Origin of the sequence: Pinisolibacter aquiterrae, from assembly GCF_019160155.1 — a bacterium.
GTDB classification, from domain to species: Bacteria; Pseudomonadota; Alphaproteobacteria; order Rhizobiales; family Ancalomicrobiaceae; genus Pinisolibacter; species Pinisolibacter aquiterrae.
Window position 1 is genome coordinate 75,368 of sequence record NZ_JAFNIH010000044.1, and the last position, 24,887, is coordinate 100,254.

General features: G+C 69.6%; 22 protein-coding genes, 2 tRNA genes and 1 pseudogene. 19 read left to right on the forward strand and 6 right to left on the reverse strand.

The window, feature by feature from the left end:
* The first annotated feature begins 27 nt into the window (after positions 1-27).
* From J3S89_RS19140 to J3S89_RS19165, 6 genes are all read left to right on the forward strand, one after another.
* Positions 28-1,062 carry a 2-hydroxyacid dehydrogenase gene (locus J3S89_RS19140; RefSeq protein ID WP_217929630.1) on the forward strand — a complete coding sequence of 345 codons (1,035 nt, stop codon included), beginning with the start codon at positions 28-30 and terminating at the stop codon, positions 1,060-1,062.
* Positions 1,063-1,447: 385 nt separating this feature from the next.
* On the forward strand, positions 1,448-4,528 hold the full coding sequence (locus J3S89_RS19145) for a helicase-related protein (protein ID WP_420801332.1): 3,081 nt from the start codon (positions 1,448-1,450) through the stop codon (positions 4,526-4,528).
* 46 nt (positions 4,529-4,574) lie between these two features.
* The gene (locus J3S89_RS19150; RefSeq protein ID WP_217929631.1) at positions 4,575-4,970 is read left to right on the forward strand and encodes an RNA-binding S4 domain-containing protein; all 396 of its coding nucleotides are present in this window, start codon (positions 4,575-4,577) and stop codon (positions 4,968-4,970) included.
* A gap of 187 nt (positions 4,971-5,157) precedes the next feature.
* Complete coding sequence (gene fdxA, locus J3S89_RS19155; RefSeq protein WP_217929634.1) at positions 5,158-5,496, forward strand: ferredoxin FdxA; 339 nt, start codon at positions 5,158-5,160, stop codon at positions 5,494-5,496.
* Between the two features lie 758 nt (positions 5,497-6,254).
* Positions 6,255-6,866 (forward strand): CarD family transcriptional regulator, encoded by a 612-nt coding sequence (locus J3S89_RS19160; RefSeq protein ID WP_217929636.1) that lies wholly within the window; start codon positions 6,255-6,257, stop codon positions 6,864-6,866.
* A 333-nt stretch (positions 6,867-7,199) separates the two neighbouring features.
* On the forward strand, positions 7,200-8,066 hold the full coding sequence (locus J3S89_RS19165; RefSeq protein ID WP_217929647.1) for an RNA polymerase factor sigma-32: 867 nt from the start codon (positions 7,200-7,202) through the stop codon (positions 8,064-8,066).
* 32 nt (positions 8,067-8,098) lie between these two features.
* On the opposite strand, the gene J3S89_RS19170 is transcribed toward J3S89_RS19165, so the two are convergent.
* Both J3S89_RS19170 and J3S89_RS19175 read right to left on the reverse strand, forming a co-directional pair.
* Positions 8,099-9,523, reverse strand: a complete 1,425-nt coding sequence (locus J3S89_RS19170; protein WP_230489139.1) for a M48 family metalloprotease — start codon at positions 9,521-9,523, stop codon at positions 8,099-8,101.
* An 80-nt stretch (positions 9,524-9,603) separates the two neighbouring features.
* Complete coding sequence (locus J3S89_RS19175; RefSeq protein ID WP_217929649.1) at positions 9,604-10,431, reverse strand: hypothetical protein; 828 nt, start codon at positions 10,429-10,431, stop codon at positions 9,604-9,606.
* A 112-nt stretch (positions 10,432-10,543) separates the two neighbouring features.
* Between J3S89_RS19175 and J3S89_RS19180 the strand changes: the two genes are divergently transcribed.
* The 7 genes from J3S89_RS19180 to J3S89_RS19210 all read left to right on the forward strand — a co-directional run bounded on the left by J3S89_RS19180 (position 10,544) and on the right by J3S89_RS19210 (position 16,588).
* Positions 10,544-10,620: transfer RNA gene (locus J3S89_RS19180), tRNA-Arg, on the forward strand.
* Positions 10,621-10,818: 198 nt separating this feature from the next.
* Positions 10,819-11,508: an outer membrane protein gene (locus J3S89_RS19185; protein WP_217929651.1), complete on the forward strand. Its 690-nt coding sequence runs from the start codon at positions 10,819-10,821 to the stop codon at positions 11,506-11,508.
* 249 nt (positions 11,509-11,757) lie between these two features.
* A complete protein-coding gene (locus tag J3S89_RS19190) occupies positions 11,758-12,681 on the forward strand; it encodes an NAD(P)H-dependent flavin oxidoreductase (RefSeq protein WP_217929653.1) in 924 nt (307 codons plus the stop codon).
* A gap of 73 nt (positions 12,682-12,754) precedes the next feature.
* The gene (locus J3S89_RS19195) at positions 12,755-13,168 is read left to right on the forward strand and encodes a VOC family protein (protein ID WP_217929655.1); all 414 of its coding nucleotides are present in this window, start codon (positions 12,755-12,757) and stop codon (positions 13,166-13,168) included.
* Positions 13,169-13,299: 131 nt separating this feature from the next.
* Complete coding sequence (locus J3S89_RS19200; protein WP_217929657.1) at positions 13,300-14,811, forward strand: UbiD family decarboxylase; 1,512 nt, start codon at positions 13,300-13,302, stop codon at positions 14,809-14,811.
* Positions 14,808-15,389 (forward strand): UbiX family flavin prenyltransferase, encoded by a 582-nt coding sequence (locus J3S89_RS19205; protein ID WP_217929659.1) that lies wholly within the window; start codon positions 14,808-14,810, stop codon positions 15,387-15,389. Before J3S89_RS19200 ends, J3S89_RS19205 begins: the two co-directional genes overlap by 4 nt.
* Complete coding sequence (locus J3S89_RS19210) at positions 15,386-16,588, forward strand: NnrS family protein (RefSeq protein WP_217929661.1); 1,203 nt, start codon at positions 15,386-15,388, stop codon at positions 16,586-16,588. Before J3S89_RS19205 ends, J3S89_RS19210 begins: the two co-directional genes overlap by 4 nt.
* 81 nt (positions 16,589-16,669) lie before the next feature.
* Here the strand turns inward: J3S89_RS19210 and J3S89_RS19215 are convergent.
* A tRNA-Gly gene (locus J3S89_RS19215) sits at positions 16,670-16,744 on the reverse strand.
* Positions 16,745-17,094: 350 nt separating this feature from the next.
* Here J3S89_RS19215 and J3S89_RS19220 point away from each other — a divergent pair.
* The 5 genes and pseudogenes from J3S89_RS19220 to cynS all read left to right on the forward strand — a co-directional run bounded on the left by J3S89_RS19220 (position 17,095) and on the right by cynS (position 20,481).
* Entirely contained in the window at positions 17,095-17,613 is a 519-nt protein-coding gene (locus tag J3S89_RS19220) for a prolyl-tRNA synthetase associated domain-containing protein (RefSeq protein WP_217929664.1), read from the forward strand.
* 145 nt (positions 17,614-17,758) lie between these two features.
* The gene (trxA, locus tag J3S89_RS19225) at positions 17,759-18,709 is read left to right on the forward strand and encodes a thioredoxin (protein ID WP_217929666.1); all 951 of its coding nucleotides are present in this window, start codon (positions 17,759-17,761) and stop codon (positions 18,707-18,709) included.
* A 10-nt stretch (positions 18,710-18,719) separates the two neighbouring features.
* Positions 18,720-19,400, forward strand: coding sequence for an LON peptidase substrate-binding domain-containing protein (locus tag J3S89_RS19230; RefSeq protein WP_217929668.1), 681 nt, complete (start codon positions 18,720-18,722; stop codon positions 19,398-19,400).
* A gap of 148 nt (positions 19,401-19,548) precedes the next feature.
* Positions 19,549-19,755 (forward strand): Trm112 family protein, encoded by a 207-nt coding sequence (locus J3S89_RS19235; RefSeq protein WP_217929670.1) that lies wholly within the window; start codon positions 19,549-19,551, stop codon positions 19,753-19,755.
* Positions 19,756-19,977: 222 nt separating this feature from the next.
* Positions 19,978-20,481, forward strand: a pseudogene (gene cynS, locus J3S89_RS19240) (cyanase).
* A 215-nt stretch (positions 20,482-20,696) separates the two neighbouring features.
* Here cynS and ftsY read toward each other — a convergent pair.
* From ftsY to dapF, 3 genes are read right to left on the reverse strand one after another with little or no spacing between them, the layout of a single operon-like run.
* The gene (gene ftsY, locus J3S89_RS19245; protein ID WP_217929672.1) at positions 20,697-21,941 is read right to left on the reverse strand and encodes a signal recognition particle-docking protein FtsY; all 1,245 of its coding nucleotides are present in this window, start codon (positions 21,939-21,941) and stop codon (positions 20,697-20,699) included.
* Between the two features lies 1 nt (position 21,942).
* Positions 21,943-23,235, reverse strand: coding sequence for a tRNA (N(6)-L-threonylcarbamoyladenosine(37)-C(2))-methylthiotransferase MtaB (gene mtaB / locus J3S89_RS19250; protein WP_217929674.1), 1,293 nt, complete (start codon positions 23,233-23,235; stop codon positions 21,943-21,945).
* Complete coding sequence (gene dapF / locus J3S89_RS19255; protein ID WP_230489140.1) at positions 23,232-24,125, reverse strand: diaminopimelate epimerase; 894 nt, start codon at positions 24,123-24,125, stop codon at positions 23,232-23,234. Before dapF ends, mtaB begins: the two co-directional genes overlap by 4 nt.
* A 119-nt stretch (positions 24,126-24,244) precedes the next feature.
* On the opposite strand from dapF, the gene J3S89_RS19260 reads away from it, so the two are divergent.
* Positions 24,245-24,871 (forward strand): class I SAM-dependent methyltransferase, encoded by a 627-nt coding sequence (locus J3S89_RS19260; protein WP_217929676.1) that lies wholly within the window; start codon positions 24,245-24,247, stop codon positions 24,869-24,871.
* Positions 24,872-24,887: the final 16 nt, after the last annotated feature.

Here is a 24,887-nt window from a genome sequence, read left to right on the forward strand (position 1 = left end):
CCGGGTTCCGAAACGGAGACCACGGCCATGCGCATCGCGATTTTCTCGACCAAGGTCTATGATCGCACGTTTCTCGAACGGGCGAACCGCGAGCGGGGCCACGACCTCACCTTTCTCGAACCGAAACTCGACCTCGTGACGGCGCGCCTCGCCGAAGCGTTTCCCGCCGTCTGCGTCTTCGTCAACGACGTGCTCGATGCCGCCGTGCTGGAGCGGTTGCGCGCGGGCGGTACGCGGATCGTGGCGCTCAGGGCAGCCGGATACAACAACGTCGACCTCGATGCGGCCGCGCGGCTCGGGCTGACGGTACTGCGGGTGCCGGCCTATTCGCCGCACGGGGTCGCCGAATTCTCGGTGGGCCTGCTGTTGGCGCTCGATCGGCGCATCCCGAGGGCGTGGTCGCGGGTGCGGGAGAACAATTTCGCGCTCGACGGTCTGCTCGGTCACGATCTCTGGGGCAAGACGATCGGGATCATCGGTACCGGCCGCATCGGCGCGCTGGTGGCGCGGGCGTTCCGCCTCGGTTTCGGTTGTACCGTGCTCGCGCATGATTTTCGCCCTGATCCGAATCTGGTGGCGATGGGGGTGGTCTACACGAGCGTCGACGATCTCGTCGCGCGCGCCGACGTGATCTCGCTCCATTGTCCGCTGACGCCGCAGACACGGCACGTGATCGATGCGGCGGCGATCGAGCGGGCGAAGCCCGGATTTCTCCTGGTCAACACGTCGCGTGGCGCCCTGATCGACGCCGAGGCGGTCATCGTCGGGCTCAAGTCGGGCAAGATCGGCGGCGTCGCCCTCGACGTCTACGAACAGGAGGCCGATCTCTTCTTCGAGGATCTTTCCGACGAGATCATCCAGGACGACGTCTTCCAACGCCTGCTCACCTTCCCCAACGTGCTCGTCACCGGCCATCAGGCCTTCTTCACCGAGGAGGCTCTGACGGCGATCGCCGAGACGACGCTCACCGCGCTGACCGAGGAGGAGGCGGGTCGGATCTCGCCCAACCGGGTGTCGGCCGCGATCGTCGCTCCGCCGCCGGCCTCGGCCGAGACTCGCTGAAGTTGTCGGGTTCGCCCGCGCCGGTGCTCGTGCCGGTATGGCACGAAATGGTTTCGTGGGGTTCACCATACGCCCACAACCGCGCCCGGCGATTCGCCATTTCGTGTTCGGAGTGGAACGGACCACGACATCTCGATGAGAACGGACCCTGAATCCGTAGTCGACAGCGATTCGACCCCCGTTCGTTCCAGACTCGTTCCGGTTGTCTCGGATTCGTATACGAAGCTGCCCTTCGGGCGGTCGGTGGTCTTCATTCTGCGATAAGGGGGCGAATTCGTCGCGAACCCATGCTAAGGATCGCGCTTCCCGATCCTCGTCGGATCCCTTCAGGCTCGATCGCGTGACCGCTCGCCCCTCGGCGCCCCGACCCTCCGATTTCGCCGCCTTGCCGCAGCTGCCGCCCTCGGTGAGGGCGCGCACGGTGACGGCCGTGCTCGGGCCCACCAACACCGGCAAGACGCACATGGCGATCGAGCGGATGTTGGCGCAGCCCTCGGGGCTGATCGGCTTGCCGCTCCGCCTTCTCGCCCGCGAGGTCTGGGCCAAGATCGCCGAGCGCGTCGGCAAGCACGCGGTGGCGCTGATCACCGGCGAGGAGAAGATCGTTCCGCGCGACGCGCGTTACTGGGTCTCCACGGTCGAGGCGATGCCGCGCTCGGCCGACGTCGACTTCGTGGCGATCGACGAGGTCCAGCTCGCCGGCGATCTCGAGCGCGGCCACGTCTTCACCGATCGGATCCTGAATTTGCGCGGCCGTCACGAGACGCTGCTGCTCGGGGCGCTGACCGCTCGGGATCTGCTCGAGAAGCTGCTGCCGGGCATCAACGTGGTGACTCGGCCGCGCATGTCGCAGCTGACCTATGCCGGATCGAAGAAGCTGATCCGGCTGCCGGCCCGCACGGCGGTCGTCGCCTTCTCGGCGGAAGAGGTCTACGGCATCGCCGAGTTGATCCGGCGCCAGCGCGGCGGCGCGGCGGTGGTGATGGGCGCTCTCAGCCCGCGCACCCGCAACGCCCAGGTCGAACTCTTCCAATCGGGCGACGTCGACATTCTCGTGGCGACCGACGCGATCGGCATGGGGCTCAATCTCGACGTCGACCACGTCGCCTTCGCCGGCAGCCGCAAATTCGACGGCTGGCAGTATCGCGGGCTCACGGCGGCGGAGTTCGGCCAGATCGCCGGACGCGCCGGGCGGCATCTGCGCGACGGCACCTTCGGGGTGACGGGGCGGGTGGATCCCTTGCCCGACGAGTTGGTCGAACAGCTCGAGACCCACCAGTTCCAGCCGCTGCAGCGGTTCCAATGGCGCAATCCGGCGCTCGACTTCTCGTCCGTCTCGGCGCTGCGTCGTTCGCTCGACGAGGCGCCGCGCGAGACCGGGCTGACGCGCGCGCCGCAGGCCGACGATCAGAGCGCGCTCGAACTCGCCGTCCGCGACGAGGAGATCGCTCGGCTCGCCCAGGGGCGCGAGCGGGTGGCGCTGCTGTGGGACGTCGCCCAGGTACCGGACTATCGCAAGATCGCGCCGGCCAACCATGCGGATCTGATCGCGACCCTCTTTCGATTCCTCGTCGAAAAGGGCACCATCCCCCACGACTGGATCGCTCGGCGTGTCGCCGAGGCGGATCGGGTCGAGGGGGACATCGATACGTTGTCCGCTCGTATCGCCCACGTGCGCACGTGGACCTTCGTCGCCAATCGACCCGACTGGTTGACGGACCCGGTCCATTGGCGCGACAAGACGCGCGCGATCGAGGATCGTCTGTCCGATGCCCTGCACGAGAGCCTGACCCGGCGTTTCGTGGATCGGCGCACTTCCGTCCTGATGAGACGCCTGAGAGAGAATGCCATGATCGAAGCGGAGATCACCACCGGCGGCGACGTGATCGTCGAGGGCCATCGGGTCGGACACCTTCAGGGGTTCCGGTTCGTCGCCGATCCGAGCGCCGAGGGCGAGGATGCACGCGCGGTGCGGGCCGCCGCCGCCAAGGCGCTCGCCGGCGAGATCGAGGCGCGGGCGGAGAAGCTCTCCAAGGCGCCCGACGGCGAGTTCGTGTCGACCGCCGACGGGTCGATCCGTTGGCTCGGCGACACCGTCGCCAAGCTCGGACCGGGCCAGGAGGCGCTGCGCCCGACGGTTCTGCTGCTCGCCGACGAGCTGAGCGAGCCGGCGCGGGAGAAGATCCAGGCGCGGCTCGATCTGTGGATCACCGCGCAGATCGGCACGCTCCTGAAGCCGCTGACCGACCTCTACACCGCCCCCGATCTCGAGGGGCTCGGCAAGGGCGTCGCCTTCCGCCTGGTCGAGGCGCTGGGTGTGCTGGAGCGGTCGCAGATCGCCGAGGACGTCAAGGCGCTCGACCAGACCATGCGCGCCTCCTTGCGCAAATACGGGGTGCGTTTCGGCGCCTATCACGTCTTCGTGCCGGCGCTCCTGAAGCCGGCGCCGAGCGCGCTGATCGCGCGGCTGTGGGCGCTCGCCAATCCGGAGATCGACACTCATTCGGCCGGCGATCTCAACCATCTCTCGGCCTCGGGTCGCACCTCGATCCCGGTCGACAAGACCATTCCGAAGCAGCTCTATCGCATCGCCGGTTTCCGGGTGTGCGGCGAGCGCGCGGTTCGCATCGACATTCTCGAGCGTCTCGCCGACATCATCCGCCCGCTGATTGCGTGGAAGCCGATGGATCCCTCGGTCACGCCGCCGGACGGGGCGCTGCCGGGTGGCGGCGCCTTCACGGTCACGGTGGCGATGACCTCGCTGCTCGGCTGTTCGGGCGAGGATTTCGCCTCGGTGCTGAAGTCGCTCGGCTATCGCGCCGAGAAGCGCAAGGTGACGAAGGCGGTGACGCCGGCCCCGGTCGCGGCCGCGCCGGCGGGCGAGGCCGAGGTAGCCTCCGAGCCGACGGCGCCGACGGAGACCGAGACGCCGGTGGCCGAGGGCGCGCCGGAGGCGGTTCCGGTGGTCGAGGCCGCGGAAGCGGCGGAGGCGCCGACCGAGGCGCCGGCCGAGGCGGTCGCGGAGGCGCCGGCCGACGAGCCGGTGGCCGAGACCGTCGAGGTGGAAATCGACGTGTGGCGTCCCGGCCGCTTCGATCGCGGCGAGCGGCATCATCACGGCCACGGTCCTCGCGGCGGCGATCGCGGGGGCGATCGCGGTCGGGGCGGCGGCGATCGGCCGGAGCGTGGCGAGCGGCGCGAGGGCGGCAACGCCAACGCGGCCGGGCGGCGCGCGCGCGACGCGACCTTCCCCGGCAGTGGCGAGAGCCCGCGCGGCCCCCGTCCCGAAGGTGGGCGCGGACGTCCCGATCAGGGTCGGCCCGGTGGCGATCGCGGCCCGCGTCGCGACGATCGGCCGCGTCCCGAGCGCGTCGAGAAGCCGATGGATCCCAATTCGCCCTTCGCCAAGCTGATGGCGCTGAAGGCGGAGCTGGAGTCCAAGGGCAAGCCGGACACCAAGAAGTGATCGAGCGGGGCCGAGCGCGGGAGATCCCGGGCGGCGAAGGAGTGCGATGAGCGGCGACCGACAGCGCATCGACAGGTGGCTCTGGCACGCCCGCGTCGTGAAGACGCGGGAAGCGGCCAAGGCGCTGGTCGAGGCCGGGAAGGTTCGCATCGACCGGGTGCGCGAGACCAAGGCGGGGGCGCCGGTCCGGGCCGGACAGGTGCTGACGGTGACGCTGCCGTCGGTGGTGCGGGTGCTGAAGGTGGTCGGTTTCGTCGAGCACCGCGGTTCGGCCGAGGTGGCGAAAGAGCTCTTCGAGGATCTGACGCCGCCGCCCCCGCGGAGCGAAGCGACCGAGGTGGTCGCCTCGTCGGGGACGCGCGATCCCGGGGCGGGCCGGCCGACCAAGCGCGAACGGCGCGAGATCACGCGGCTTCACGACGGGGACGAGAGCGGCGAGTGAGACGAGGCGGCCCGCCGGCGGCGCGGCGGTCCTTCGCGACACGGTTCGAGGGAAACCGAGCGACGCGCGCTTGCGCCGACGCCCGACCTCGGATAACCGAAACGCCGAGAGCAGACGTCCGGCGCCTCCCCGCCCACGGGAGCGCCGGCGCCCATCCGGCCAGACCCTCAGCCGAGAGGATTGCGACATGACCTACGTGGTCACCGACAACTGCATCAAGTGCAAGTACACCGACTGCGTCGAAGTCTGCCCGGTCGATTGCTTCTACGAAGGCGAGAACATGCTCGTCATTCACCCGGACGAGTGCATCGACTGCGGCGTGTGCGAGCCGGAATGCCCGGCCGAGGCGATCAAGCCGGATACCGAGGACGGTCTCGACAAGTGGCTGGCTCTCAACACCGAGTATTCGCAGAAGTGGCCGAACCTGACCGCCAAGCGCGACCACGCGCCCGACGCCAAGGATTACGACGGCCAGACCGGCAAGCTCGAGAAGTTCTTTTCGCCGAAGCCCGGCGAGGGCGACTGACGGATCGAACTCGCCGGTCAGGGCGACCGGCGGATCGAGCTCACCTGATCGGGGACCGTCGTATCGACGGCCCGGTCGGGCGAGCGACCGACTCGCCGGTCCGATCGACGAGCGGACGCCGCTCCGGTCCATCGTGCCTCTCGCGCGGACGATCGCCGGGACATGGACGCAGAAAATGCGACCGAGGCGATCGCTGCGGTGAAATGTCGCGCTGATGAACGAACGTCCGACGGCGACCCGAAAGGGTCGCCGTTCGCGCTTGCGAAAGGGCGATGCGTGGTCGGCGGCGTGGGGCGGGGGTGAGATCGGCCGCTTCCGGAGGGGGCCCCGGCGGGGACGAGTTCACCTTTTCGCCAATGAGTGGCAAGTGTGCGCAGCTCTGGCGATCGTCGCGCTTTCATGGGCGCATATTTTGTGGTATGCAATATCCCTCAGTCGTTTTCCCACCGGCTTTCTCCCCCAGCGGAGTTCCCGAATGATCGTCAGGATCATCGAAGTCTCTCGGACCGCGTCGGCCTCTGCGCCGCTCTCGACCGAGACGAAGGAAGTCTTCGCCTCGTACCCGGTCTTCGGGTGGGAAAGCCCTCATCGGACCGGCTGATTTACGAGTGATCACGTCCACGCTCTCCCGGTCGGGACCGGGCGAGTGGGCGTGTCCGCGACGATTCGACGTCGGCGGCCGTCGTCCTTTCGGATGGTGCGGCGTCGTTTCTCGGAATGCCCCGGCACGGGGCGGATCGACCAGGAGTATCGGGCGTATGGCCACCACCCCCATCAAGAAGACGTCTCAGACCCGCAACGGTTTCAAGGCGGGCGAACACATCGTCTACCCGGCTCATGGTGTCGGCCAGATCACCTCCATCGAGGAGCAGGAAATCGCCGGTTACAAGCTCGAACTCTTCGTCATCTCCTTCGAGAAGGACAAGATGACCCTGCGCGTTCCGATCACCAAGATCGCGACCGTGGGCATGCGCAAACTGTCGGAGACCGCGGTGGTGAAGAAGGCGCTGGAGACCGTCAAGGGACGGGCTCGCGTCAAGCGCACCATGTGGTCGCGCCGCGCCCAGGAATACGAGGCCAAGATCAACTCCGGCGATCTGGTGGCGATCGCCGAGGTGGTCCGCGATCTCTATCGCGCCGATACCCAGCCCGAGCAGTCCTATTCCGAGCGTCAGCTCTACGAGGCGGCGCTCGACCGGATGGCGCGTGAGGTGGCGGCGGTCGACCAGATCTCCGAGACCGAGGCGATCCGCCAGATCGAGACCAACCTCCAGAAGAACCCGCGTCGCGGTGCCAAGGCAGACGACGCCGACGCGGCCGTCGACGGCGCCGACTTCGGGGCCGACGACGAGCGCGAAGAGGCGGCGTGATCGCCGCTTTCGAGCCGTTCGAGTATCGATGACGAGGGGCCGAGCGATCGGCCCCTCGTCGCGTTTCGGGGCCGACCCGGAGCCTGATGTCGCCTCTTGGCGTCTTCGGCGGGCCTGGTCCCGCCTCTTGATGGCCCCGGCGGGTCATTGTTCCGCCTCTTCACGTCAATGAGAGGCATTCGCGAGAATATGGACGGGGTCGACCGCATCCGGTAATCTTCGTAGAGCACGGTTCGAGGGAACCGATCGCGAGAGCCGTCGGGATCGACCGGGACGGCCGGCCGGCCCGAGGGCCCCGATCGGGTCCGTTCTTCCGTGGGGAAGGAGACCAGCATGGCCGAACACGCGAGCGATCGCCGTCGTCTGGTGCGGGCCGCGATGAACGCGCCCTATCTCGAGCGCGAGGAAGAGCACGATCTGGCGGTGCGCTGGCGCGAGCAGGGCGACGAGGCGGCGTTGCATCGTCTGACCGCCGCGCACATGCGGCTGGTGATCGCGATGGCCGCCAAATTCCGCCGTTACGGCCTGTCCAACGCCGATCTGATCCAGGAGGGTCACATCGGGCTTCTGGAGGCGGCCTCGCGGTTCGAGCCCGAACGCGAGGTGCGATTCTCGACCTATGCGGCGTGGTGGATCCGCGCGGCGATCCAGGACTACGTGCTGCGCAACTGGTCGATCGTGCGCGGCGGCACCTCCTCTACGCAGAAGGCGCTGTTCTTCAATCTGCGCCGCATCCGCGCCCGTCTCGCCCAGCAGATGGGCAACATCGGCGAGGCGGCGATCGACCGCGAGGTGGCGGCGACGCTCGGCGTCTCGGTCGGCGACGTCGCGGCGATGGGCGCGCGGCTCTCCGGACCCGACGCCTCGCTCAACGCGCCACTCTACGATCGCGACGAGGCGAGCGGCGAGCGCCAGGACGCGCTGGTCGCCGATCAGATCGACGTCGACGAGGCGGTCGGGGCGACGATCGACGGCGAGCGGCGTCTGCGCTGGCTCGACGAGGCGCTGACCGTTCTCGACGAGCGCGAGTTGAAGATCGTGCGCGAGCGGCGTCTGGCCGGCGACGGCGAGACGCTGGAGACGATCGGCCGCAGGCTCGGCATCTCCAAGGAACGGGTGCGTCAGATCGAGGCGCGGGCGCTCGAGAAGCTGCGCTCGGCGCTGCTCGCGCGTCAGCCGGACCGCGCCGCCTTCGTGTGACGGCGGTTCGGCGACGCGCGCCCCTGCCGGCATCAGGAATCGGAGACGATCTTGACGAGGCGGCCGACCTCGGGCGCATCGGCGGGTCCGAGCCCGTTGAGGATGCGGAACAGCTCGACGCGGCGCTCGCTGCCCGACATCTGCTCGGCGAGACGGTCGACGGTGTCGCCCGGCTTGACCCGCAAGATGCGCAGATGCAGCGGCCGGAGACGGGCCGATTCCTCGGGCGTCAGCCGGCGGAAGCTCGCCATGGTCTCGTCGAGCGCGGCCTCGAGCGTCGCCTGTCCCTCCTGGGCGGCGAAGATGAAGCGGAACACCGTCCGGCCCTTGCGCAGAAGGCCGATCTGGAAGATCCAGCCGTCGGCGCGGGCGGTGGCGGTGGCGACGGGGAAGTCGCCGATGGTGCGCTCGCGCACCGAGGTGGCGTCGAGCCCGTTGACCCAGCCGGTGCCGAGATAGTCGAGCAGCGAGGTCTCCGGCGGCAGCGACACGCCGTCGAAGCGCATGGCGGTGCCGGTCGCGTCGGTGCCGAGCACGGCCTTGGTGGTGTTCTCGAGGACATAGCCGGAGGGCACCGAGAACTGGATGCCCAGGCCCTTGTGCAGGAACGACCGGCCCCGCACGAAGCCTTCGGACGGGTCGTCGCCGAAGACCATGCCGTCGAGGCCGAGCAGATACTGGTCCTTCTCCTGCTCGCCGATGCCGGGGGCGCCGATCTCGCGCGCCGCCCGGACGGCGAAGGAGATGCGCTCCGGCGTCGAGGGATGGCTCGACAGGAAATCGGGGTTGCGCGAGGTGCCGCCGCCGCCGCGCTGAGAGCGGAAATCGGCGAAGCGGGCCATCGACGACAGGAAGCGCGAGGAGGCGAAGGGATCGAAGCCGGCGCGCGCCAGGGTGCGGATGCCGATGGCGTCGGCCTCGAGCTCCTGGACCTGGCTGAAGCGGGCGAGCGAAAGCTGGGTCGAGGCGAGGGCGAGGCGCTGGGCGTCCTGATCCTGCATGACGTTGGCGACGACGCGATTGACCTCGGAGGCCGCCTCGGCGCGACGGGCGCGGGCGGCGGCGTGACGGGTCGTCACATGGGCCATCTCGTGGGCGATGACGGCGGCCATCTCGGAGGTGTCGTCGGCCAGCGCGATCAGGCCGCGGGTGACGTAGAGATTGCCGCTCGGCAGCGCGAAGGCGTTGATCGCCGGCGAATTGAGGATGGTGATGCGGTAGCTCTGCGAGGGATCGTCGGAGGCGGCGACGAGGCGGCCGACGGCGCGGGCCACCGCCTGGGCGGCGGCGGGATCGTCGTAGAGGCCGCCGTAGGAGGCGACGATGCGCTCGTGCTCCGGATCCGACTTGGCGGTGTTCAGGCCGGCGGTGAGCGCAGGCTGGGTGCCCGAGGAGATCATCTGGTCGCGCATGCCGACGGAGCCGCAGCCGCTCAGCGCGGCGAGCAGGCTCGCCACGGCGACGGCGCGCGCCCACGGCAGGTGCCGCGGTCTCCGAGAACGTTCCCCGATCTCGACAGCGTCCAGAACCAAACCCTTCACCTCTTCGTCGGCTCCAAGGCCGCCGGATCGTCGATCGCCATGCGTGGCGCGTCGCCCCTGCGGAGCACGACGCCACGGACGACGACACGGCGACCGCGCAGCCGGTCGAGGGCGATTCCCGCCCGTTCGAACCGGCTCCGGTCGTTATCGTTCATGACCACGGCGAAGTCACGCGTGATGTCGCCGCCGAAGTTCAGCCATGTCCGTCCGTGCGATCGACCGATCGACGCGACGTCACCCACCGCCACGGCGACATCGCCGACGACGGTGAGCAGGGTGCGGTCGGCGGGCCTGAGGCGTGAGGCCTCTTCGTCCCACAGACCACGTCTCGCCGCGCGCGCGGCCGCCTCGCGATCGAGGAGGGCGCGCGTGCAGACCGCGTCGTCGGGGGTGGGGTCGACCCGGAGATGACCCTCGGCGACGAGATCACCCTCCAACCATTGACCGGACTCGGTGTCGACAAGATGGCCGCGCCGCCGTCCCCAGCGATCCTCGCCGAGATCGAGCAGGGAGAGCTCGCGTCCCTCGGCGCGCTCGGCGAGGGCGCGCCGCGAGGTCTCCGCCCGGAGGGCGACGGCCCGGGCGGCGCGCGGGTCGGTGCGGGCGGCGAGGGATCGCGGCACCTCGACCCCGGAGAGGCGGAGACGGCGGCCGTCGACGAGGCGCACTTCCTCGCCGCTGGTGACGCTCTCGACCCAGACGCTCTCGCGCGGACCGTCGAGGCAGAGGGTCTCGTCGGCGCGCGCGGGCAGGGCGAGGACGAGCGCGGCGATCGGCAGCGAGAGACGGGTAAGAGCGCGGGGGGACAGCTTCGATCCGACCATTTCGCCCTCGACCTTCCCTGCTGCATCGGCGTTCGAAACATGCTATGCGACGCCCCGCGTCGATCCTCGCGCCGTCGTCACGCGCGCGGTCGACCCGGCGTCCGCGTCGCATCTCCCGGTAGCTCAGCAGGATAGAGCAACGGTTTCCTAAACCGTAGGTCAGGGGTTCGAATCCCTTCCGGGAGGCCATGCGGGCGGATTCTCCTGCCGCCATATGCGCCGCGTCCTCCGATGTCTCGTGATGGAACTCGCAACGCGGTGTGACGTTTAGGAGACTCAGGGGGACCGACTTGGTGTCGGATCCACATTCCGATCTTATCGGAATGTTTATTTTTTGGTTCTTATGTCATGTCAGATCAGCTCGATCTTCGAAACGGGGTACCATCGATGAAATTCTCCATTGTCCTCGCCACCCTCGTCGGAGCCACTGCGATCGTGTCGTCGGCCAATGCCGCGGACATGGCCCGCAAGGTTCCCTACGCCGCTCCGGTCGTCGAGACCCGTGCCTACGACTGGTCGGGTTTCTACGCCGGCGCCATCCTCCAGTACGGCTTCGGTGACGACCGTGTCGGCATGGGCGGCGGCGTCTCCGCCGGCACGCTCCATCCCAAGGGCTTCGGTGGCGGTCTGACCGCCGGCTACAACTATCAGGCCGGCAACTTCGTCGCCGGTCTCGAGGCGGACGTCGCCCTGTCGGCGATGCGCGACAGCATCGACAGCGCCGTCTTCGGCGGCACCCGCGCCGAGACCAAGATGCCCTGGCTCGTCACCGTGCGTCCGCGCGTCGGCTATGCCTTCGACCGCGCCCTGATCTTCGCGACGGCCGGTCTCGCGGTCGGCGGTCTCGACACCGACATCACCGCGAACGCCCCCGCCGGCGTGCTGCACAAGTCGACCACCCGCGCCGGTCTGGCGGCAGGCGCCGGCGTCGAATACGCCGTCACCGACAAGATCTCGCTCAAGGCCGAGTACATGTACGTCAACCTGAAGTCGGATCGCTACGACTTCGGCCCGTACACCACCAAGGTCATCGGCGAGAGCCACAACGGCCGCGTCGGCCTCAACTACCGCTTCTGAGGTTTCGGAGCGCGCTCGTCGTGCTCCGCTCCTCGCGTGATCTTCCGCCGCCGGCGTTCGGGAAACCGAGCGCCGGCGGTTTCGTTTCGTCTCCCCTCGGCGCGGGCGGCGGTCATGCCCCGCCACCGCCGCGAACTTCCCCGTGAGGGTCTTTCCGTATTGGTGAGAAGGATTGCGTCTGCGGCCGGGCAATGCCAGTCTGGCCGGACGAACGCCGCCGCCGAGCGGATAGACGAGGGGGAGGAATTCATGCCGTTGCCGACCGCATTCGAGGGACGCCTGAAGCTGCCGGCGATCGTCTCGCCGATGTTCCTGGTCTCCGGGCCCGATCTCGTCGTCGCCTGCTGCCGGGCCGGGCTGGTCGGCACCTTCCCCGCGCTGAACCAGCGTTCGAGCGAGGGCTACGAGGCGTGGCTCGACACGATCGAAGGCGCGCTTCGGCCGTCGGATGCGCCCTACGGGGTCAATCTGATCGTGCACGGCTCCAACAAGCGTCTCACCGCCGATCTCGAGACCACCGTGCGGCGCAAGGTGCCCTTGGTGATCACCTCGCTCGGGGCGGTCAAGGAGGTGGTCGACGCGGTCCATTCCTACGGCGGGCTGGTGTTCCACGACGTGATCAACCGGCGTCACGCGGAGAAGGCGGCGGAGGCCGGGGTCGACGGCATCATCGCGGTCTGCGCCGGGGCGGGCGGCCACGGTGGGCTCCTCAGCCCGTTCGCGCTGGTGCCGGAGATCCGCTCGTTCTTCGGCGGCACGATCGTGCTCGCCGGGGCGATTTCGACCGGGGCTCAGATCGCGGCGGCGCGGCTGATCGGCGCCGATCTCGCCTATATGGGCACCCGCTTCATCGCCACGACCGAGAGCATGGCGAAGGACGCCTTCAAGGAGATGATCGTCGCCTCCAGCGCCTCCGACATCCTCTACACCTCGGCGATCAGCGGGGTGAACGCCAACTTCCTGGCGCCCTCGATCATCGCCGCCGGGCTCGATCCGAAGAACCTGCCGGCCCACACCAAGCTCGACATGGACGGCGAGGCCAAGGTCTGGAAGGACATCTGGTCGGCCGGCCAGGGGGTGGGCTCGATCGCCGACGTGCCGAGCGCGGGCGAGCTCTGCGCCCGGCTCGGCGAGGAGTTCGCGGCGGCGAAGGCGGCGGCCGCCGCGTTCTGAGCCTTCGCCGGGGAGGGGGAGACAGGCGTCTCCGTTTGGCCCAAGATGGGCCGAACGACGGAGACCCTCCCCGATGAAGTCGCTGTTTCATCTCGCCTATCACGTCACCGACCTCGACGCCGCCCGGGCCTTCTACGGCGGCGTGCTCGGTTGCGCCGAGGGGCGCTCGACCGAGACCTGGGTCGATTTCGACTTCTTCGGCCACCAGATCTCGCTGCATCTCGGCGCGCCCTTCCCGGTCACCCGGACCGGGCGAGTCGGCGACCACATGGTGATGATGCCGCATCTCGGCGTGGTGCTCGGGCTCGACGACTGGATCGCGCTCGCCGCGCGGCTCGAGGCGGCGGGCGTCGCCTTCGACATTCCGCCGGTGGTGCGCTTTCCCGGCGAGCCGGGCGAGCAGCGGACGATGTTCTTCTTCGATCCCAGCGGCAATCCGATCGAGGTCAAGGGGTTCAAGGACTTCGACGGCGTCTTCGCCACCTGACCGGCGCGGCTCGCGGCGCCGGCGAGACGGGGTGCGACGAGAAACTTCGACTTTCGTTGATCGGCATCAATCCATCGCCGCGCCGTTCCGGGCACATGTGCAGGGGTCCTTTCCCGTAGAAGGCCAGCAGCGTGCCGCATCGCGACCACCCGTTCTTTCCCGACCTCTCGTCCTTCCTCGGCTTCCTCGAGGCGCGCGGCGATCTCGCGCGCATCGCCGAGCCGGTCTCCACCGTGCTCGACATGACCGAGGTCCATCGCCGCGTGTTGCGCGACGACGGTCCGGCGCTCCTCTTCGAGAAGCCGATCCTGCCGGACGGGTCGATGTCCGAGGTGCCGTGTCTGGTCAATCTGTTCGGCTCGGTGCGCCGGGTCGCGCGCGGCTTCGGCATCGAGCCGGACGGGCTCGGGCGGCTCGGCGACGAACTGGCGGCGCTGCGCGATCCGGCCCCGCCGGAGGGGTTCAAGGACGCGATCGCCCGGCTGCCGCTGATCGTCGCCGCCCTGAAGACGCGGCCGCGCCGGGTCCGTTCGGCGCCGGTGCAGGAACGGGTTCTCCTCGGCGAGGAGGTCGATCTCTCGCGCCTGCCGATCCAGACGTGCTGGCCGGGCGAACCGGCGCCGCTGGTCACCTGGGGCCTCGTCGTGACCGGCCCGCCCGATGATCGCTCGACGGCGCACGCCAACGTCGGCGTCTATCGGATGCAGGTCGCCGGGCGCAATCGGCTGATCGCCCGCTGGCTCGCCCATCGCGGCGGCGCCGCGCATCACCGCGCCTGGGCGAAACAGGGGCGCGACATGCCGATCGCGGTGGTGATCGGGGCCGATCCCGCGACGATCCTGTCGGCGGTGCTGCCGCTGCCGGAGACGCTGTCGGAACTGCATTTCTCCGGCCTCTTGCGCGGCGAGCGGGCGCGGCTGGTCGATTGCCGGACGGTGCCGCTCCGGGTGCCGGCGGAGGCCGAATTCGTGCTCGAGGGCTTCGTCTCGGCGACCGAGACCCTGCCGGAGGGGCCCTACGGCGATCACACCGGCTATTACAACGCCGTCGAGCCGTTCCCGGTCATGACCGTGACGGCGATCACCTCGCGGCGCGCGCCGATCTGGCTCTCGACCTATACGGGACGCCCGCCGGACGAGCCGTCGCGGATCGGCGAGGCGTTCAATCGGCTGTTCCTGCCGCTTCTGAAGAAGCAGTTTCCGGAGGTGGTCGATTTCTGGCTGCCGCCGGAGGCCTGTTCCTACCGGGTCGCGGTGGTTTCGATCGACAAGAGCTATCCCGGTCAGGCGCGGCGCGTGATGATGGGGCTGTGGTCGATGCTGCCGCAGTTCGCCTATACCAAATTCGTGATCGTGGTCGATCGCGACATCGACGTGCGCGACTGGACCGACGTGATCTGGGCGATCTCGACGCGCTCCGACAGTTCGCGCGACACGATGTTGGTCGACAACACGCCGATCGACTATCTCGACTTCGCCTCGCCCAAGACCGGCCTCGGCGGCAAGATGGGGCTCGACGCGACCACCAAGATCGGCAGCGAGACCGACCGCGAATGGGGCCGGGTGCTGGCGCCCGACGCGGAGGTGGTCGCGCGGGTCGACGCGCTGTGGTCGCGTCTCGGCTTGGGAGGAGAGAGCCGATGAACCGGCGTCCGCGCATCGTCCTCGGGCTCACCGGCGCCTCCGGCGCGGCGATCGGCCTGCGTCTCGCCGAGCTTCTCGCGGGCGCCGAGGTACATCTCGTCGTCACCGCCGCCGGCGAGAGGACGCTGCGCGAGGAGGTCGGCGCCGATGCCCTCGACCGGCTCGAGCGGCTGGTCCATCGCCGTCATCCGATCGGCGACATCGGGGCGGCGATCGCCAGCGGGTCCTTCGCCACCGAGGGCATGATCGTCGCGCCCTGCTCGATGCGGGCGGTCGGGGCGATCGCCGCCTCGCTCGCCGACGATCTCCTCGTGCGCGCCGCCGACGTCCATCTCAAGGAGCGGCGGCCGCTCGTCCTGATCGCGCGGGAATCGCCGCTCCATCTCGGTCATCTGCGGGCGATGGCGGCGGTCACCGAATATGGCGCGGTGGTCGCGCCGCCGGTGCCGGCCTTCTATCTGCGCCCGGCGACGGTCGACGACATCGTCGATCAGATCGCGCGGCGGGCGCTCGCGCTCCTGCGCGTGCCCGATCTGCCGGAGCCGACCGCCTGGCTCGGCGAGGGACCGGCCCCATGACGACCCCGGTCGCGGCGCGCCTGCCGCCCCATCGCCTGTTCTTCACGCTGGCGGGGCTCGGCGGGATCGCGGTGGTGGGGGGCGTGCTGGTGTCGCGTCTCGGTCTGCCGGCGCCCTTCGACGGGGTGCCGCTCGGGCCGTGGCATGCCCATGAAATGGTGTTCGGCTGCTTCGCGGCCGCCTTCGCCGGGGTGCTGCTGACCGCTCTGCCACGCTGGACGGGATCTCCGCCGGTCACGCCGGCCACGGTGCTGGCGCTCGCCGGCTGCTGGCTGGCGGGGCGGATCGGTCAGCTGCCCTTTACGGTCGAGGACGGGAGCGCGCTCGTCGCCGTGCGTGGTCTCTCCGCCGTCTTTCCGGCGGCGCTGGCGGTCACGGCGGGAATGCGGATCGCGCGCGCCGGGGATCGGCGCGACGCTCTGGTGCCGGTGATCCTGACGGCGCTCGCGGTGGTCGACCTGCTCGTCTCGCTCGATCGCCTGCCGGTCGACAGGGGCGAGCGCCTGGGTCTCGGCGCCGCGCTCTCGATCGCCACGCTGGTCGGCGGGCGGGTGACGCCGGCGCTGACGCGCCATCTCGGCAAGAGCAGGGGCGCCGAGCCGGATCTGTGGCGGCCGCCCGGATTGGAGACGGCGGTGGGGCTCTCGACGCTCGTCGCGGTGGTGGCCTGGGGGGGCGACCCGAACGCGCCGGCGACGGTCGCGGCGCTGACGCTGGCTTCGGTGGTCCATGCCCTGCGGCTCGCCGGATGGTCGGGGGTGACGACCCTGGCGCGGCCGAGCTTTCTCGCGCTCCATCTCGGCTATGCCTTCCTGCCGTTCGGCTTCGCCCTCACGGCGCTCGCCGGGCTCCTCGACGATGTTCGTTTCGCCGACGCGGGGCTCCATGCCTGGGGGGCCGGCGTGCTCGGCCTGATGTGCGGGGCGGTCCAGGCGAGCGTGGTGCGGCGCCACGGCGGCCGCGCGCTGCGGATCGACCGGATCGCGGACTTCGCCTGCACCGCCTTCCTGGCGGCGGCGGTGGCGCGGACGGCGGCGCTCTTTCTCGACGATTCGTCGCGGGCGATGGTCTGGGCGGGGGCGGCGTGGTGGCTCGGGCAGGCCGGCCTGATCGTCTCGGCGCTGCGCCCGAAGCCCGCCCTGGCACCGGACGGCCCGGCCGCTCCGCCGATCGAGGCCCGAGCGGCGCCTCCGATGTGAGGCGAGGCGGACGGGCGTCCGAAAACAAAAAGGCCGCCCGAAGGCGGCCGTTTTGCAAGTCCCTCGAATTTCGAGGGAAATTGGAGCGGGAGAAGGGATTCGAACCCTCGACCCCAACCTTGGCAAGGTTGTGCTCTACCCCTGAGCTACTCCCGCATCCTGGGTATGTGCCGGCGTCGCCGCCGGACGGGCGCCTCTATGCCCCAGCTTTTTCCTTTCTGCAAGCCCGATTTTTCGAAGATGTGCGTCGCGGCGGGTTGTCCACAGGCGTCTCACGAAAAAACATGATGTTCTCCAATGAGATGAACAAAAAAACTGAAGTTTTTGCAGGAGCCGCCTCGGAGGCCGGTCGGCGGGGCGGTCGAGGGGGAGGGACGGCGCCGGCGTCGCGGGTCGAGCGCGATCGAGGGGTTCGCGGGGTTTCTTCACCCGCGCGGGCCGGGTTGCCTCGCCGGGGCGCGGTCCCTTAAGGTTCGGCCGGCCCTCGCCTCGCTTCGGATTCCGTCATGCCGATCACCCGCGCCGAACTTCTCGCTCGCCTCGCCGATCTCGGCATCGCCACGACGACCCGGGATCACGAGGCCGTCTTCACGGTGGCGGAGAGCCGATCGGTCAAGGCGGTGATCCCCGGCGCCCATTCGAAGAACCTGTTCCTCAAGGACAAGAAGGGCCGGATCTTCCTGGTGACGGCGGAAGGCGACGCGGCGATCGATCTGAAGGCGATCTCCGGCGTGATCGGCGCCTCGGGCCGGGTCACCTTCGGCAAGCCGGAACTGCTCCTCGATCTGGTCGGGGTGACGCCGGGCTCGGTGACGCCGTTCGGGATCGTCAACGACACCGAGGGCCGGGTCACGGTGGTGATCGACGCGGCGATGATGGAGCACGAGATTCTCAACTTCCATCCGCTGGAGAACACCGCGACCACCTCGATCCGGCGCGAGGACTTCGTCCGTTTCCTCGAAGCGACCGGCCATCCGCCGTTGATCGTCGCCGTCTCGAACGGAAAGGTCGTGTTCGAACCCTGAGATCGACCCGCCGACGGTGGTCTCGGCGATTGCGGAACGCCGCCGTTCATCCCATCTTGGGGGAGACACGATCCCCCGCGCGCGCCGCCGGCCCGTTTCGCGAGCCCGAGCGGCGGTCCGCCGACCAGAGCGAAGAAAGACGATCATGACCGGCCCCACCTTCACCTTCTCTCCCGGCCTCAGCCCCTCCAAGCCGGCCCAGCCGGCCGCGCCGGCCGGCGGCGGCGACGATCTGGTGCGCGAGACCACCACCCGCGACTTCATGAAGGACGTCATCGAGGCCTCGGCGACGGTGCCGGTGCTGGTCGACTTCTGGGCGGAATGGTGCGGGCCGTGCAAGCAGCTCGCCCCGGCGATCGAGAAGGTGGTCCGCGCCGCCAAGGGCAAGGTGAAGCTGGTCAAGATGAACATCGACCACCACCCGGAAGTGGCCGGTCAGATGGGCATCCGCTCGATCCCGGCCGTGATCGCCTTCAAGGGCGGCCAGCCGGTCGACGGCTTCATGGGCGCGCTGCCGGAGAGCCAGATCAAGACCTTCATCGACAAGATCACCGCCGGTGGGGCGCCCTCGCCGGTCGAGGCGCTGATCGCCGAGGGCGAGGCGGCGTTGGCGGCGGGCGATCTCCAGACGGCGTCGCAGCATTTCGCGGCGGTGCTGCAGGCCGAGCCGCAGAATCTCGCGGCGATCCTCGGGCTCGCCGACGTCTGCGTGAGCGCGGGCGAGTTCAAGGAGGCGGAGGAACTGCTCGCCTCGGTGCCGGCGGCGTCGGCGGCCGATCCGCGCGTGGCGGCGCTCAAGGCGCGCATGGCGCTGGCGCAGCAGAGCGCCGATCTCTCCGACGTGGTCGAGCTCGAGGCGCGGATCACCCGCGATCCCAACGATCATCAGGCCCGGTTCGACCTCGCTCTGGCGCTCGCCGCCAAGGATCACAAGCAGGAGGCCGCCGATCAGCTGATCGAGATCTTCCGCCGCGACCGCGCCTGGAACGACGACGGCGCCCGCAAGCAGCTGCTCACCTATTTCGAGGCCTGGGGCAACAAGGACCCGGCGACGCTCTACGGCCGCCGCCGTCTCTCCTCCGCGCTGTTCTCATGAGGGCGGACGCATGACGCGGGCCGGCAACGAGGTCTACGACGGGCCGGGCGACCTGCCGGCGGTGGTGCCGGTGTTCCCGCTCGCCGGGGTGCTGCTGCTGCCGCGCCGGGTGTTGCCGCTCAACGTCTTCGAGCCGCGCTATCTGGCGATGATCGAGGCGGTGCTGTCCGGCGATCGCCTGATCGGCATGATCCAGCCGCGTCTCGACACGCCCCATCCGATGATCCCGTCGCGGCCGCCGCTGGAGCGGGTCGGCTGCGTCGGCCGGCTCACCCAGTTCGGCGAGACCGGCGATGGGCGGCTGACCATCGGGCTGACCGGCATCGCCCGGTTCCGGGTGGTGGAGGAACTGGCGACGACGACGCCCTATCGGCTCTGTCAGATCGACGCCGCGCCCTTCGCGACCGACTTCGAGGCGGGGCGCGGCGAGGTGGCGGTCGATCGGGCGGCGGTTCTGAAGACGCTCTCGGCGTGGCTCGAGGTGCACGCGCCGCAGCTCGATCGGTCCGGCTTCGAGGAGGCCGGCAACGAGGCGCTGGTCGACGGTCTGGCGATGATGTCGCCGTGCGGGCCGCGCGAGAAGCAGGCGCTGCTCGAGGCGCGGAGCCTCGAGGAACGGGCGGCGCTGTTGATCGCCATCACCGAGCGTTCGCTCGGCGGCGAGGGCACGCCGAACGGACCGTTGCAGTGAGACCGAGCTCACGAGGTTTCGATCCATTCGAAACGTCGTGGGCGAAGGCAAGCCCGAACGGGCGTCGGCCGGTCAGGCCGCAACGCTCACGAAATTCGGACACGTCCGAATTTCATGAGCTTGGTATGAGACCCGAAGGAGAGGCGCGATGGTGGACGTTCCGGTGACCGAGGATCGCCGTCGGGGGCGGCTCGATCCCAAGCTGCTCGAACTCCTGGTGTGTCCGATTTCCAAGGGGCGGCTCGAATACGATCGCGAGGCGCAGGAGTTGATCTCGCATTCGGCGAAGCTCGCCTATCCGATCCGCGACGGGGTTCCGATCCTGCTGCCCGAGGCGGCGCGCGAGATCGATTGATCCCATCGCCGGTCCTGTGCCCGCTTCGACGGCAGACGCGCAAGCGGCGGGCGCGCCTCTCTGGGCGGGTTCGGTCCCAGGGGCCGGGGATGCGGTGGTTCGGCGATGGCATGCGGCTTGCGGCGCCGGGAGCGCCGGCGAGGGAGCGATCCGATCGGAACGACGCGTCGGTCGGGTCAGGGATGCGCCCGTTCCCACCATCCCGGCCGGAGACGACGACCGATGAAGCGTTCGGACCTCACCGAGAAGATCCTCGACATCAAGCGTGAGAAGGGATGATCCTGGGCCCACGTCACCGGCGAGATCGGCGGCATGTGGCCGGCTCCGATCGTCGGCGCGTTGCTCGGACAGAGGAAGTTGGTGAAGCCGCTGGCGGCCAAGGCGGCGGCGCTGTTCGGCCTTTCGGCAGCGGAAGAGGCGATGCTCAACGAGGTGCCGATGCGCGGCGAGGGCATCGTCATGCCGCCGACCGACCCGCTGATCTATCGCTTCTACGAGCTGATCATGGTCAACGGTCCGGCCCGGAAGGCGCTGATCGAGGAGGAGTTCGGCGACGGCATCATGTCGGCGATCGACTTCGACTTCGATTTCGAGCGCCAGCCCGATCCCAAGGGCGATCGGGTCCGGGTCACCCTGTCGGGCAAGTTCCTGCCCTACAGATACTACGGCGCCGAACAGGGCATCCCGCCGCTCGGCTACAAGGAGGACCGAGCCCCGACGCGATGACGCTCCGGCGTTTTCCGCATCGCTCGGCTTCGCCCTGAGGTGCCCGGCCGAAGGTCGGGCCTCGAAGGGCGAGTCGCCTCGCCGGCCCGGTGCCACTCGGTCCTTCGTGCTTCGAGGCTCGCTCGCGCTCGCACCTCGGCGTGAAGGACCTCCGCGAGAGGCCGTGAGCGTCCGAACTTCATGCGTTCCCGAGAGACGCGGGCCGTTTCTCGACCTCAGCGCTCGAGGCCGGCGACGGCGCGGGCGAAGTCCTTGGCGTCGAAGGGTTCGAGATCCTCGACGCCCTCGCCGACGCCGATGAAATGGACCGGCAGGCCGAATTTCTCGGCGACCGCCACCAGGATGCCGCCGCGCGCGGTGCCGTCGAGCTTGGTCATGACGAGGCCGGTGACGCCGGCGACCTTGCCGAAGATCTCGACCTGATTGACCGCGTTCTGGCCGGTGGTGGCATCGAGCGTCAGGATCACGTCATGGGGCGCGGTCGGATCCTGCTTCTTGATCACGCGGATGATCTTCTCGAGCTCGGCCATCAGCTCGGCGCGGTTCTGGAGGCGGCCGGCCGTATCGATCACCACCACGTCGGAGCCGTTTTCGCGGCCGGTCACCAGAGCGTCGAAGGCGAGACCGGCGGCGTCCGCCCCGGGCTCGCGGGCGACCACGGTGGCGCCGGTGCGGGCGCCCCAGATCTTCAGCTGTTCGATCGCGGCGGCGCGGAAGGTGTCGCCGGCGGCGAGCGTCACCTTGCGGCCCTCGCGGGCGAGCTTCATCGACAGTTTGCCGATGGTGGTGGTCTTGCCGGAGCCGTTGACGCCGACGACGAGCACCACGTGCGGCTTGGCGGTGCCCGCGATCTCGAGGGGCTTGGCCACCGGCAAGAGAACCTTCTCGATCTCGGCTGCCAGGACCGCGCGGACCTCGTCGTCGGTGATCTCCTTGTCGAAGCGATCCTTGCGCAGCGCCTCGGTGATCCGGGTGGCGGTGGCGAGACCGAGGTCGGCCTGGATCAGGATGTCCTCGAGCTCTTCCAGCGTGTCGTCGTCGAGGCGGCGCTTGGTGAAGATGGCGCCGATGCCGGAGGTCAGCGCCGAGGAGGTGCGGCCGAGGCCGGACTTCAGCTTCTGCCACCACGAGGTCTTCACCTGGGTCGGCGGCGTGAGGTCGACGGCCACCGCCGGGGTGATCTCCAGCGACGAGGAGGCCTCGCTCGGCGCCTCGGTCTCGGGTTCGGGCTCGACTTCGATTTCGACCGGGGCGGGACCCTCGGCCGCGACGGCGGGCTCGAGCGGGGGCTCGGCCGGCGCGTCGGGGATGACGGACGGTTCGGCGACCGTGTCGACCGGGGTCGGTTCGGGGCTGGTCGCCTCGGCGACCGGGACGGGGGGTTCGGCGACGGGCTCCGCGGGCTTGCCGGCCTTGCCGAACAGACGGCCGAACAGACCGCGTTTCTCGGGTTCGCTCATGTCATGCCTTCGCTTCGCCGGAGGGGAGGGCCACGGCCCGCAGCACACCGTCCGCATGGCCGGTGACGCGGGCGGCGACGATGTCGCCGATGGGCAGATTGGAGACCCCGGCGGCGTCGACGCGGACGGGGAAGAAGCGTTCGGTGTGGCCGAAGTCGGCCTTCTCGATCAGGACCGAGGCGGTACGGCCGATCTCGGCGTCGAGGGCCTTCGCCAGCGCCGCCTCGCCGGCGGCGCGCAGGCGGGCGGCGCGATCCTTGATCACCGCCTTGTCGAGCTGCGGCATGCGCGCGGCCGGGGTGCCGGGGCGGGCGGAGAAGGGGAAGACGTGGGTGAAGGTCAGGCCGCAGTCCTCGACGAGCCGCGCCGTGTTCTCGAACATCGCCTCGGTCTCGGTCGGGAAACCGGCGATGAGATCGGCGCCGAAGACGAGATCGGGGCGGCGGGCGAGGAGATCGGCGCAGAACCGGACCGAATCTGCACGCGAATGGCGCCGCTTCATGCGCTTCAGGATCAGGTCGTCGCCCGACTGCAGCGAGAGATGGAGATGGGGCATCAGGCGCGGCTCGGCGCCGATGTGCTCGATCAGCTCGTCGTCGGCCTCGACCGAATCGATCGAGGAGATGCGCAGGCGCTCGAGCGCGGGGACCTGGTCGAGCAGTGCGCCGACGAGGCGACCGAGCCGCGGCGCGCCCGGCAGGTCGTGCCCCCAGGAGGTGATGTCGACGCCGGTCAGCACCACTTCCCTGTAGCCGCGCTCGGTCAGTCCCCGGATCTGGTCGACCACGGCGCCGGCCGGCACCGAGCGCGAATTGCCGCGCCCATAGGGGATGATGCAGAAGGTGCAGCGGTGGTCGCAGCCGTTCTGGACCTGGACGAAGGCGCGGGTGTGCTCCTCGAAACCCTGGACCATGTGGCCGGCGGTTTCGCGGACCGCGAAGATGTCGTTGACCCGGACCTTCTCGGTCGCGTCGATGCCGAAGTCGGCGAGCGCGCCCCAGGAGGCGGCCTCGAGCTTGGCGTCGTTGCCGAGCACCAGATCGACCTCGCTCATGCCGGCGAAGGTCTCGGGCTGAACTTGAGCGGCGCAGCCGGTGACGACGATGCGGGCGTCGGGACGTTCACGGCGGGTGCGGCGGATGGTCTGGCGGGCCTGACGCACCGCCTCGGCGGTGACGGCGCAGGTGTTGACGATCACGACGTCGTCGAGACCGGCGGCGCGGGCCTGCTCGCGCATGGTCTCCGATTCCGCCGTGTTCAGCCGACACCCGAGCGTGACCAGTTCGACGCTCACTCGGCCGCTCCTCGCGTCGGTTCGTTCCGCCGCCACGTCAGGGTGTCGCGATCGATGACGCCCTCGAACTCGGTCTCGATCGGGCCGGTCATCATGACGTGGTCGTCCTCCTCGCGCCAATGGATGAGGAGATCGCCGCCGGGCAGCGTCACGCGGACGCGGCGGCCGGTGCGGCGGGTGCGGGCGCTCGCCACCGCGGCGGCGCAGGCGCCGGTGCCGCAGGCGCGGGTGATGCCGGCGCCGCGTTCCCAGACCTTCAGCGTCAGGCTTTCCGGGCTCGTCACGTGGGCGAGCGAGATGTTGGCGCGTTCGGGGAAGATCGGGTGATTCTCGAGCATCGGGCCGATGGTCTCGAGGTCGTAGGCCTCGACGTCGTCGACCCAGAAGATCGCGTGCGGATTGCCCATCGACACCGCCGAGGGCGAATGGAGGATCGGCGCGTCGATCGGGCCGATCTGCAGCTCGATGGCGCGGGTGTCGGCGAAGGGTTCGGCGAGCGGGATCTCGTCCCACTTCAGGCGCGGCGCGCCCATGTCGACCGTGACCATCTCCGGCGCGCCGGCGTCGGCGGCATGGAGGAGGCCGGCGCGGGTCTCGATGGTGACCGCGTCCTTGGCGGCCTCGCGCATCAGCACCCAGCCGACGCAGCGGGTGGCGTTGCCGCAGGCGGAGACCTCGCCGCCGTCGGCGTTGTCGATGCGCATGAAGGCGTCGGCGCCGGCGGGGGAGCGCTCGATGGTGATCATCTGGTCGAAGCCGATGCCGGTCCTGCGATCGGCGAGACGAGCGATCTCCTCCGGCGTCAGGCGCGGCGCGCCGGCGCGGGCGTCGAAGACGAGGAAGTCGTTGCCGAGCCCGTTCATCTTGCGAAAGGGGATCGCGGTGGTCATGGTCGCTCCAGAACTTCGAGGCGGCCGCGACGCATGCGCGACCGGGCGGCGGGCATGGCCCGTCGCCGATCCTCCACATATGGCGAAACTCCGGTGAAAAGACCAGTGCGAGGCGAGCGATGAACGAGGCGAAGAGCGCGGAAACCGGCGCGGTGAACCCGCATGGACACGGTCGGGCCTCCGATTGGATCGAGCGGCATCTGATCGGCGCGACCCCGGGCGGGACGGTGATCGACGTCGCCTGCGGCGCCGGCCGGCATCTGAGGCGGGCGCTGGCGCTCGGCCACCCGGTCGTCGGCCTCGATCGCGACGTCTCCGGCCTCGCCGATCTCGCGGGCGAGGCGGGCGTCGAGATCGTCGCGCACGACATCGAGGCGGAGGGCGGCCTCGCGCTGCCGCTCCAGGGGCGCCGCTTCGCCGGGGTGATCGTCACCAACTATCTCTTCCGGCCGCTGTTTCCGGTGTTGCGTGATCTCGTCGCCGAGGACGGGATGCTGCTCTACGAGACCTTCGCGCGCGGGCAGGGCCGGCACGGCAAGCCGTCGAAGCCGGCCTTCCTCCTGGAGCCGAACGAGCTGCTCTCGCCGGCGCTGATCGAGGGTCTCGTGGTGATCGCCTTCGAGCAGGGCGAACTGCCGGCCGATCTCACCATGACGCGCAATGCCAAGATCGTGCAGCGGATCTGCGCGGTCGGGCCGAAGCACCCGTGGGTGGAGGCGGCGCCGCGCCCGATCGGTTTCCGCTGACGCGGCGTCGCGCCGG

Coding starts and splice junctions, on each gene's coding strand:
- J3S89_RS19140 (WP_217929630.1), top strand. CDS start 28: ATGCGCATCGCGATTTTCTCGACCAAGGTCTATGATCGCACGTTTCTC.
- J3S89_RS19150 (WP_217929631.1), top strand. CDS start 4,575: ATGAGCGGCGACCGACAGCGCATCGACAGGTGGCTCTGGCACGCCCGC.
- fdxA (WP_217929634.1), top strand. CDS start 5,158: ATGACCTACGTGGTCACCGACAACTGCATCAAGTGCAAGTACACCGAC.
- J3S89_RS19160 (WP_217929636.1), top strand. CDS start 6,255: ATGGCCACCACCCCCATCAAGAAGACGTCTCAGACCCGCAACGGTTTC.
- J3S89_RS19165 (WP_217929647.1), top strand. CDS start 7,200: ATGGCCGAACACGCGAGCGATCGCCGTCGTCTGGTGCGGGCCGCGATG.
- J3S89_RS19175 (WP_217929649.1), bottom strand. CDS start 10,431: ATGGTCGGATCGAAGCTGTCCCCCCGCGCTCTTACCCGTCTCTCGCTG.
- J3S89_RS19185 (WP_217929651.1), top strand. CDS start 10,819: ATGAAATTCTCCATTGTCCTCGCCACCCTCGTCGGAGCCACTGCGATC.
- J3S89_RS19190 (WP_217929653.1), top strand. CDS start 11,758: ATGCCGTTGCCGACCGCATTCGAGGGACGCCTGAAGCTGCCGGCGATC.
- J3S89_RS19195 (WP_217929655.1), top strand. CDS start 12,755: ATGAAGTCGCTGTTTCATCTCGCCTATCACGTCACCGACCTCGACGCC.
- J3S89_RS19205 (WP_217929659.1), top strand. CDS start 14,808: ATGAACCGGCGTCCGCGCATCGTCCTCGGGCTCACCGGCGCCTCCGGC.
- J3S89_RS19210 (WP_217929661.1), top strand. CDS start 15,386: ATGACGACCCCGGTCGCGGCGCGCCTGCCGCCCCATCGCCTGTTCTTC.
- J3S89_RS19220 (WP_217929664.1), top strand. CDS start 17,095: ATGCCGATCACCCGCGCCGAACTTCTCGCTCGCCTCGCCGATCTCGGC.
- trxA (WP_217929666.1), top strand. CDS start 17,759: ATGACCGGCCCCACCTTCACCTTCTCTCCCGGCCTCAGCCCCTCCAAG.
- J3S89_RS19230 (WP_217929668.1), top strand. CDS start 18,720: ATGACGCGGGCCGGCAACGAGGTCTACGACGGGCCGGGCGACCTGCCG.
- J3S89_RS19235 (WP_217929670.1), top strand. CDS start 19,549: ATGGTGGACGTTCCGGTGACCGAGGATCGCCGTCGGGGGCGGCTCGAT.
- ftsY (WP_217929672.1), bottom strand. CDS start 21,941: ATGAGCGAACCCGAGAAACGCGGTCTGTTCGGCCGTCTGTTCGGCAAG.
- dapF (WP_230489140.1), bottom strand. CDS start 24,125: ATGACCACCGCGATCCCCTTTCGCAAGATGAACGGGCTCGGCAACGAC.
- J3S89_RS19260 (WP_217929676.1), top strand. CDS start 24,245: ATGAACGAGGCGAAGAGCGCGGAAACCGGCGCGGTGAACCCGCATGGA.